Annotated in this window: 9 protein-coding genes; 2 read left to right on the forward strand and 7 right to left on the reverse strand. The window is 67.4% G+C overall.

Features of this window, described 5'->3' with window-relative positions; all coding sequences use genetic code 11:
* Positions 1–512 precede the first annotated feature (512 nt).
* Positions 513–761 carry a hypothetical protein gene (locus tag ACFHPP_RS29535; RefSeq protein ID WP_437166808.1) on the reverse strand — a complete coding sequence of 83 codons (249 nt, stop codon included), beginning with the start codon at positions 759–761 and terminating at the stop codon, positions 513–515.
* Positions 743–1,033, reverse strand: coding sequence for a hypothetical protein (locus ACFHPP_RS29540; RefSeq protein WP_437166809.1), 291 nt, complete (start codon positions 1,031–1,033; stop codon positions 743–745). Before ACFHPP_RS29540 ends, ACFHPP_RS29535 begins: the two co-directional genes overlap by 19 nt.
* Before the next feature lie 221 nt (positions 1,034–1,254).
* Here ACFHPP_RS29540 and ACFHPP_RS29545 point away from each other — a divergent pair, with 221 nt between their 5' ends.
* The gene (locus tag ACFHPP_RS29545) at positions 1,255–1,881 is read left to right on the forward strand and encodes a 3-keto-disaccharide hydrolase (RefSeq protein ID WP_437166810.1); all 627 of its coding nucleotides are present in this window, start codon (positions 1,255–1,257) and stop codon (positions 1,879–1,881) included.
* Between the two features lie 66 nt (positions 1,882–1,947).
* Here ACFHPP_RS29545 and recD2 read toward each other — a convergent pair whose 3' ends face one another.
* Both recD2 and ACFHPP_RS29555 read right to left on the reverse strand, forming a co-directional pair.
* The gene (gene recD2, locus ACFHPP_RS29550) at positions 1,948–4,170 is read right to left on the reverse strand and encodes an SF1B family DNA helicase RecD2 (protein ID WP_437166811.1); all 2,223 of its coding nucleotides are present in this window, start codon (positions 4,168–4,170) and stop codon (positions 1,948–1,950) included.
* Positions 4,171–4,450: 280 nt separating this feature from the next.
* A complete protein-coding gene (locus tag ACFHPP_RS29555; protein WP_437166812.1) occupies positions 4,451–5,845 on the reverse strand; it encodes a sugar transferase in 1,395 nt (464 codons plus the stop codon).
* 241 nt (positions 5,846–6,086) lie between these two features.
* Between ACFHPP_RS29555 and ACFHPP_RS29560 the strand changes: the two genes are divergently transcribed.
* Complete coding sequence (locus tag ACFHPP_RS29560) at positions 6,087–6,785, forward strand: response regulator transcription factor (RefSeq protein WP_437166813.1); 699 nt, start codon at positions 6,087–6,089, stop codon at positions 6,783–6,785.
* Here the strand turns inward: ACFHPP_RS29560 and ACFHPP_RS29565 are convergent.
* The 3 genes from ACFHPP_RS29565 to ACFHPP_RS29575 form a co-directional block, all read right to left on the reverse strand.
* On the reverse strand, positions 6,782–7,021 hold the full coding sequence (locus ACFHPP_RS29565; protein WP_437166814.1) for a gamma-glutamylcyclotransferase family protein: 240 nt from the start codon (positions 7,019–7,021) through the stop codon (positions 6,782–6,784). The genes ACFHPP_RS29560 and ACFHPP_RS29565 overlap by 4 nt on opposite strands.
* 79 nt (positions 7,022–7,100) lie before the next feature.
* Entirely contained in the window at positions 7,101–8,426 is a 1,326-nt protein-coding gene (locus tag ACFHPP_RS29570; protein ID WP_437166815.1) for a vWA domain-containing protein, read from the reverse strand.
* On the reverse strand, positions 8,423–8,678 hold a 256-nt coding region (locus ACFHPP_RS29575; RefSeq protein WP_437166816.1), incomplete at its 5' end, for a hypothetical protein. The genes ACFHPP_RS29570 and ACFHPP_RS29575, both read right to left, overlap by 4 nt.

Below are 8,678 nucleotides of genomic sequence, written 5' to 3' on the forward strand. Positions count from 1 at the left end.
CGAGCCTGCGAACCATCTATAGCCGCGGGGTCGGATGTAGCGCTCCGGACCGAAGTCCATGGCGAGGAAGTCGAAGGTGTCGGAGAAGATGAGGGGTGCGCCGCTCAACAGCAGTGCGGGCCAGGTCAACGCCAGTGCGGTGGCAAGGACCACTGAGACGAGCCGAAGGCCCGCAATTGCATGCGGTGGAGGCTCGCTCGAAGGCGAGGGCGTTGACCGGTCGCTCATCGTCACCCGCTATTATAAAAACGGTGGCGCGGCTGACTTACCATGGTGGGGCAGCGGCGTGTTCAGCTGGCGGTCTGGCGAGCGCGCAGTAGTCGTGAACCAGTCGTTTGGTGGACGTGCCGCGCATCGGCACTGGGCGCAGCAGGGCGGGACCATGCCAAGCCCCCAGTTCGCCCCGCGCTGCTTTCCAGGGCTGGCACAACACCCGCAGGACCAAATCGATTTAGGATCGGCATCGTTTGGAACCAAGATAGGCGACGCCGAAACCGCGCGGTGCTGAAGCGTTATCCCAGGGGTGCGGGTCTTCCACCTGGCGCAGGTGTTTGCGCAGCAGCGACATATCGGCCTCCATCGTCACCAGCACCCGTGCCGATCATGCGGGCTGGTCCTGTCAGCCCCGGTGGCAGAATCTCCGACCGCTCCGGCGCATCCGGGTCGCGGCCCTGTGCCAAGTCCAGCAGCCGCATCACCGGCGTCACCGTCAGCCCGTGCAGCAGGATGGACAGCAGCACGATCAGCCCGATGGTCCCCACAGCCGCTCCGCCTCCGCGAACTCGGAGTGGTTCAACCCATAGGCCAAGTAGTAGAAGGATCCGACGCCGCGGATGCCGAAGAAGGCCAGCGTGGCCTTCGCGTGCCAGGCAGCGCGCAGCCCCACCAGGCCGAGCAGCCCCGCCACCAGCAGCACCGCCAGAGCCACGCCGACATCCACCCAACGCAGCGGCGCCAGCAGGCCACCGACCAACGCGCCGCCGAACAGCAACAGCAGCACCATCATCGCAAGCCGCTCCACCTGTTCCGGCATATGCGCAAGGATCCCTGGACGGGCGGCTTCGCGCCCAAGCCGGGCGCGACGGCGCGTTGCCGGCGTTCCGGGAGCGGATATTGCGTCGGCGGATTTTTCCAAGTGGGATGGACAGGAAGCGGTCGTTCGACCTGCCGCCCCCCACCCGGAGCTCCCTGTTGAAGCGCATAGCCAGTCCCCTCTAGGCTAGCGCTGCAACAAAAAGCTTCCGGGAGGAAGGCATGATGAAGCGTCGAACTTTGGTGCCGCTGCTGGCCGCCACGGCCGGGCTCGCTGCAGGGCGTAAAGCAGCATTGGCCCAGTCCGATGGCTGGATACCTTTGTTCAACGGCCGCGATTTCGAGGGCTGGGACCGCATCGGCGACGCTAACTGGCGGGTGGAGGATGGCGCCTTCGTCGCCGACCGCGGCAACGGCTTTCTGGTCACGCAGCGAGACTACCGTGACTACCAGTTGCGCGCCGAGTTTTTTGTGGACACCAGCACCAACAGCGGCATCTACATTCGCTGCACCAACCCCACGATGGTCAGTACCGCCAATGCCTATGAGGTAAACATCTGGGACGAGCGGCCGGAGCAGCGCTACGGCACCGGCGCGATTGTGGATCTTGCTGCCGTAGATCCGATGCCGAAGGCGGGTGGGCGCTGGAACCTCTTTGAGATCACCGCCTCTGGCGATGCCTTCACAGTCGTGTTCAACGGCCAGAAGACTGCCGACGCCGTTCGGGATCCTCGTTTTGCGACCGGGCGAATCGCGCTGCAGCACGGCGCGGGCGTGCCTGGCCCGGGAGGCGCAGTAAATGACCGCGGTGTGGTGCGCTTCCGGAAGGTGGAGATCCGGGTAGGCTGAGCGCCACCTCGGGCCTGGTTCTCTCGCGGGAATAGGCGCGGGACCTGGGAGGGCGTGGCGGCACGGTCAACTCCCTAGCGCCTGCGGCACGTTGGCGCCTGGCGCGAGCCACTCGCGCAGCTTGGACCAGCGCCGGCGGCCGTTGGCGTTCTTGACGGCGATTGCCAGGGCGCGGCGCTGCCCGACCAGCACCACGAGCCGCTTGCCGCGGGTCACGCCGGTGTAGAGCAGGTTGCGTGCCAGCATGGCGTAGTGCTGCGTCGTCAGCGGGATCACCACCGCCGGGTACTCCGACCCCTGCGCCTTGTGGATCGTCGTCGCATAAGCCAGCACCAGCTCGTCCAGTTCCCCGAAGCCGTAGACCACCGGCCGCCCGTCGAAGAGCACCGTAAGCTCACCCTCCTCCAGGTCGAGCCCGCCGATCACGCCGAGGTCGCCGTTGAACACATCCCGGTCGTAGTTGTTGGCGACCTGCATCACCTTGTCGCCCGGGCAGAAGGTCCAGCCGAAGCGCTCCACCCGCAGATCGCCCGGCGGGTTCAGCGCCTGCTGCAACTCCAGGTTCAGCGCCCGCGCGCCGAGGCCGCCGCGGTTCATCGGGCACAGCACCTGCACGTCGCGTACGGGGTCGAGCCCGAAGCGGGCCGGAATGCGGTCGCGCACCACCGCCAGCAGGCGGCGCACCCCCTCCTCCGGCTCCGCCGCCTCCACGAAGAAGAAGTCGGAGCCCTCCGTCGCCTCCAGCTCCGGCATCTGCCCGTGGTTGATGCGGTGCGCGTTGACGATGACGCGGCTTTGGGCCGCCTGGCGGAACACCTCCGTCAGCCGCACCACCGGCACGGCGCTGGAGACGATGACATCGGCCAGCACCTGGCCCGGCCCGACGCTGGGCAGCTGGTCGACGTCGCCCACCACCAGCAGCGCCGCCCGGTCCGGCAGCGCCCTAAGCAGCGCCCGCATCAGCGGCACGTCGACCATGCTGGTCTCATCCACCACCAGCAGGTCGCACGCGAGCGGATGCGTGTCGTCCCGCTTGAAGCCGCCGGTCTTGGGGTCGGTCTCCAGCAGCCGGTGGATGGTCCTCGCCTCGAGCCCGGTGCTTTCCGACAGGCGCTTGGCGGCGCGGCCGGTCGGCGCGCACAGCGCCACCTCGACGCCCTTGGCGGTGAGGATCTTCAGGATGGAGTTGACCAAGGTGGTCTTGCCCACCCCGGGGCCGCCGGTGATCACCAGCACCTTGGAGCGCAGCGCCAGCCGCACCGCCACCAGCTGGCTCTCGGCGAGTGTCAGGCCGGTCCTGGCCTCCACCCACGGCACCGCCTTGGCCACGTCGATCTCGGGCCAGGGCGGGCGCCCAGCGGCCAGGACGCGCAGGCGCTCGGCGATAACCTGCTCGGCGCGGTAGAGCCCGGCCAGGAACACGCAGCGGCGGCCCTCCACCTGGTCGGCCACCACCTCGCCGGTCTCCAGCTCGAGCGTGAGCGCCGTCTCGATCAGCGCAGGCGGCACCTCGATGAGCTTCTCCGTCAGCGTTGCCAGTTCGTCCGCCGGCAGGCCGCAGTGGCCTTCATCCATTGCCTCGGCCAGGGCGAAGGAGATGCCGGCGCGCACCCGGATCATCGCGGTCTTATCGATGCCGAGCCGCTCGGCGACGCGGTCGGCGGTCAGGAAGCCGATGCCGCGGATGTCGCGGGCCAGGCGGTAGGGGTTCTCGCTGATCAGCCGCACCGCCTCGACGTCGTAGGTCTTGTAGATCCGGACGGCCCTTGAGGTGCCGACGCCATGGGCGTGCAGAAACAGCATGATCTCGCGGATCACCTTCTGGTCGGCCCAGCCGGCGATGATGCGAGCGGCGCGCTTTGGGCCGATGCCCGTGACCTCGCGAAGCCGGGCGGGTTCCTGCTCGATCAGCTCGAACACCGCCTCGCCGAAGGCGCGGACCAGCTTGGTCGCGTAGACCGGGCCGATGCCGCGGATCATGCCGGAGCCGAGGTACTTCTCGATGCCCTCCAGGGTGGTGGGCGGGCTGGCCTTGAGGAAGGCCGCCCGGAACTGCAGGCCGTGGGTGCGATCGTTGGTCCAGGTACCGCTCATCTGCACCCACTCGCCGGCGGCGATGGTGGCCGCATGGCCGACGACGGTGACGAGGTCGCGCTGCCCGCGCACCTTCACGCGGAGCACGCAGAAGCCGCTGTCGGCGTTGTGGAAGGTGACCCGCTCCACCAGCCCGGCCAGCGCCTCCGTCGAAGGCCCGCAACCAGCAGGAATGGCGACTGCGGGCAAGGTCATCCCGTCCTCATGCAGGTCTGAGCGGCCGCATTCGCTGCGGCATTTTCCGGATAAGTCTGAAATTTACCGAAAAGTCTTGCGCCTTACGGAACTGTTCTACATGGTTATCGTACGCAGGAGGAAGCAATGTCCCAGTCTGAAAGCGTCAGGGTGCCCGTCGGTGAGCTTGCCTTGGCGCCAGCCCTCCCGGACCGCCTCGGTGTTCGGGTCGCCCTTCCCCTGATCGCCGCAGTCTCGATCCTGTTGTGGCTGGCCATACTGGCGGGGTCCTTCTGGTTGATCAGGTAGAGGGCACTAGCGGGCGCTGATCGGGCCAAGACACCACCCGCAAGGTCTGCAGCAAGATCAGCAGGTCGAACCCGATCCCGAAGTTCTTCACGTAAAATAGATCGTAGCTCAGCTTCGAACGAGCCGCGTTGAGCGACGCCCCTTCAGGGTAGTTAACCTGCGCCCAACCGGTGAGGCCAGCGCGCACAAGGTGCCGTTCCCCGTACAGAGGCAGCCTGGCGGCGAGATCCCGAGTCAGCTCGGGACACTCTGACCGAGGGCCGACCAGGGACATCTCACCCTTCAAGACATTTACAAGCCGCGGCACATCATCAAGCCGGATGCGGTGCAAGAACTGCCCGACCGGCGTCATGCGCGGCTTTCCTACGGCCGCCCAATCGGCAGCCAGCGGTTCTGCGCTTGTCATCGTGGTGCGCAGCTTCATGATGCCAAAGACACGGCCGGCGCGCGTGACACGGTTCTGCCGATCGAAGACAGGCCCACGATCGGCGAGCTTGACTGCCATGGCGGCGCATAAAAGCGTTGGCGCGACGAACAGCAGCAAGGCGGTGCTTACCAGAATATCGAGCGCGCGCTTCAGGACGCGGTCGGCCATCGGCATCGTGAAGCCGTCGGAGTAGAGAAGCCAGTCCCGGTCAAGGCGCTTAAGATCGATCCGCCCGATCTCCTGCTCCAGGAACCGCGCGTACTCGCTGACCGGATACCCCGCCATCTTGCAGGCGAGCAGGCCTTCCAGAGTCAGTCCGCGGCGCTCGTCCGGCGCCACCACGATCTGATCGGGGTTTAGGCCACGGACTGTGGCGAGGATTGAAGCGGTGACTGGGAAAACACCGATCGTGGGATCGGCAGCCAGACGAGGATCTACCTCTCCCATTCCAGGTTCGTGCAGGAAGACCACGTCGAAAGCCAGCGTACGCGCCTCTCGTCGAAGCATCCAGATCAGGTCCCAGGCGCGACGGCCCGCGCCGATGACCAGGAGCCGGCGTCGGAAGGCGCCTTGCCGGCAGATCAGGAAGAACACAAAGCGTGCGGCCAAGCCGGCTACGGCAAAGCAGGGAACAGAAGCTGCAAAGAGCAGGTGCAGGTTGGGGCTGCCGAAACGCTCCGGCAGGAAGGACAGAGCAGCCCAGGCGGTAAGGCTGCCATAGGCGGCGGCAACCGGCAGGCGTCCGAGCGGCCGGCGGATCTCGAGGAGCGCCTCGCGCCGATACAAGCCCAGGGCATAGAGAAACACCAGGGCGGCGGCGGGAAACAACAGCCCAGTGATGCCTGCTGGATCGCCTCCGGTCAAAAGCACCGCCACGCGCCAAGCAAGTGTCAGGAAGGCCGCGTCCAGCAGAAGAAGGACAAGGCCGGCTGTTGGTCCGCGGCGTGCTTGATCGGTCATGTCGCCTCCGCTGGCGTGTAATGCGGCCCCCATGGCTGCCGGAGACCAACCAAAGTCGGTCAAGAAGCCGAGGCGATCAGGTCCGGAAGCAACCGGAAGCGGCAAAGGCCGCGTGGCAGGATGGGGCGCCGCATCCGCCGCGTAAGCTCTTATCAGTAAACCCGACTAAAGATGACATTATAAGCGCCTAATATTATTCTAAATCAACCAACACACGTTGACTGATTCAAAGGAGGCTTCCTTGCCGGCTCCCCGCCCTGTTCTTGTCATCGAAGACGACATTGCCCTGCGTGAGACGCTCGCCGAGGAAATGCGTTTGGAGGGTGCGTTCCTGGTCGATGAAGCCGCAAGCGCAGCCGAAGCCGAGGCCCTGCTCCGCCTGCCCCATGCCCGCTACGATGCGATTGTCCTCGACATCGGGCTGCCGGATGGCGATGGCCGAGATCTTTGCGCGCGGCTGCGAAAGCAGGGGCACCACATGCCGATCCTCATGCTGACCGGCGTGCAGGGCGAACAGGACATCGTCCGCGGCCTGGATGCGGGCGCCAACGACTACATCGCCAAGCCGTTCCGGGTCTCCGAGCTCATGGCACGACTGCGGGCGCAGCTGCGGGTCTTCGACACCTCCGAAGACGCCACCTTCATGATTGGCCGTTACACCTTCCGACCCTCATCCAGAATGCTGCTGGATACCGCAGGCCGCAAAATTCGCCTGACGCAGAAAGAGGCCGAAGTACTGAGATATCTTTACGGCGCCGGTGGTCAGCCAGTGGAGCGGCAGATTTTGCTGAACGAGGTCTGGGGCTACAACAACGCGGTCAGTACCCACACGCTCGAGACCCACATCTACCGCCTCCGCCAGAAGATCGAGCTTGATCCGTCCAACCCCTCCCTGCTGCTAACCAAAAGCGGCAGCTACGGCCTCACTTTGCACAACTAAACAGCTGTCCGAAGCATTCCAGCGCAGACGAGGTAGACCAGCGCCGGCGCGCCGTCCGCCGCGACCTCCTCGCGGCGGTAGAGGCCTTCGGCAACGCCCTCGTACCTATCGAGCGCCGCTTCGCAGGCCGTGGTCGAGTGCCAGACCAGGCCCGCAGCGCAGGCACCGGGCTCGGGCAGCAGGGTGGCGACGCCGCGGCGGTTGATGACGAAGCGCCAACCCGGCAGTTCGACCACCTCGCCCCGTTTCGCCGCCGGGCAGCGCCGCGCCATCTGCCGGCGCAGAGGTTGGAGCCGTAGGCGAGGTAGCGCTGCGTCATGGCTGGTCCCGGCGGAGCCTGGAGGCGAGGCTGGCGCGCGGCATCATGCGGTGCTCCGGTGCGGAAAAGGCCCGGGAGGCGGAGGCCGCATAGAGCTCCTTGCTCAGGCGCGGGTCGAGCTCCTTGTCGGCGCGGCGCAGCAGCAGCACAAGCTCGGCCAGCAGCGGCTCGGCGCCCTCCAGCCCGCGGGCGTAGCGCTCGATGTGGCGCACCTCCCGCTCGAGGAAGTGCTTCACGCCGCGCCGGTCGCCCTCGCGGTTCATCGTCACCGCCTTGCGGAACGCCTCCGCCTGCCAGGCCTGCAGCACCGCCATGGCGTGGGCGGTGTTGCGAGGCTGCGCCTTGTTCTCGGGGCCACGGGCCAGACGCAGCTCCGCCTCCAGCGGACCCGCGTCGACCGTCTTGCCGCCGTCAGGCGAGGTGCCACGCGCGGAAGTGCCGACCAGCAGGGCCGTGCCCGGTGTGCCGGCCGGGCAGTGCAGGCGGAAGACGATGCGCTTCGAGGTTTCCGGCAGCAGGTTGCCGACTAGCACCTCGATGGCGCCGGGCAGCACCGTGTGCGCCCAGCCGCCGACCACCTCGGCACGCAGATCGGCCGGCACTGCGAAGCGCAGCGTGGTGCGCTCGACCAGCGCGGAGCGGCCTTCCAGCAACTCGCCCAGCACCACCTCGGCAATCTCCGCCGCGTGCTCGGCATCGTGCAGACGGCCGCCGCCGGCCTCGACCATGGCGCCCAGCAGCACCTCGTCATAGCCGTCGCTGATGCCGACGGCGGAGGTGACGATGCCGCGCTCCAGCAGGCCACCCGTGTGACGCGCGAGCTCCCTGGCCTCGGTCACGCCCTCATTCGCCTGGCCGTCCGAGAGGATCAGCACGCGGTGCGAGGCACGTGGATCGGCTGCCATGGCCGTGGCGACGCGCTCGGCGGCCAGCAGCCATCCTTCCCAGAGGTTGGTGCCGCCACGGTCCTCCAGGCGTCGTACGGCGGCCTGCGCGGCGGCGCGTCCGGCCTTGTCCATGGCGCGGGCGTCGAGCAGCAGCTCGGCGGTGCTGTCGAAGGCGACCAGGGTCAGGCGATCACGCGGGGTGAGCGCCTCGATGACCGCGGTGGCGGTGCGCCGGGCGGCCTCGATCTTGGATCCGGCCATGGAGCCGGAGACATCGACGGCGAGTGCCAGGTTGACCGCCGGGGCCTTGTCCGGCCGGACATCTCCGGCGGCGAGCAATTCGGCGACGGCGTAGCGAACGCTGTTGCCCTCCTGCCAGGCGAGGCTGCGGTCCAGGCCGAGTGTGAGGGTCAGGCTGGTGGTGCTGTCGGTCATGGCTCGCTCTTGAGCAGGATGTCGCGGACGAGGTCGGCGCAGCGCTCGAGCTGGGCGCGCTGCTCGACGTCGAGGCGCCCGCGGACCGTGAGTTCGACGTCGGGGGTGATGGGGATGCGCAGCCATTCCTCGGCCCGTGCCTTGCGGGCGGCGGGGCGGGCGCGACCTTGGCCAAGGCGCTGCTCCAGCGCATCGAAGCCCCGGGGAGCGGCGACCTTCAAGGTGTCCCGCATCGGCAGCGCCCGGGGCCGC

This window comes from Falsiroseomonas sp. E2-1-a20, from assembly GCF_051433195.1.
Taxonomy (GTDB): Bacteria; Pseudomonadota; Alphaproteobacteria; order Acetobacterales; family Acetobacteraceae; genus Falsiroseomonas.

Excerpts from the sequence above, each read along its gene's own strand:
- ACFHPP_RS29555 (WP_437166812.1), bottom strand. The coding sequence starts at position 5,845 with ATGACCGATCAAGCACGCCGCGGACCAACAGCCGGCCTTGTCCTTCTT.
- ACFHPP_RS29570 (WP_437166815.1), bottom strand. The coding sequence starts at position 8,426 with ATGACCGACAGCACCACCAGCCTGACCCTCACACTCGGCCTGGACCGC.
- recD2 (WP_437166811.1), bottom strand. The coding sequence starts at position 4,170 with ATGACCTTGCCCGCAGTCGCCATTCCTGCTGGTTGCGGGCCTTCGACG.
- ACFHPP_RS29545 (WP_437166810.1), top strand. The coding sequence starts at position 1,255 with ATGATGAAGCGTCGAACTTTGGTGCCGCTGCTGGCCGCCACGGCCGGG.
- ACFHPP_RS29540 (WP_437166809.1), bottom strand. The coding sequence starts at position 1,033 with ATGCCGGAACAGGTGGAGCGGCTTGCGATGATGGTGCTGCTGTTGCTG.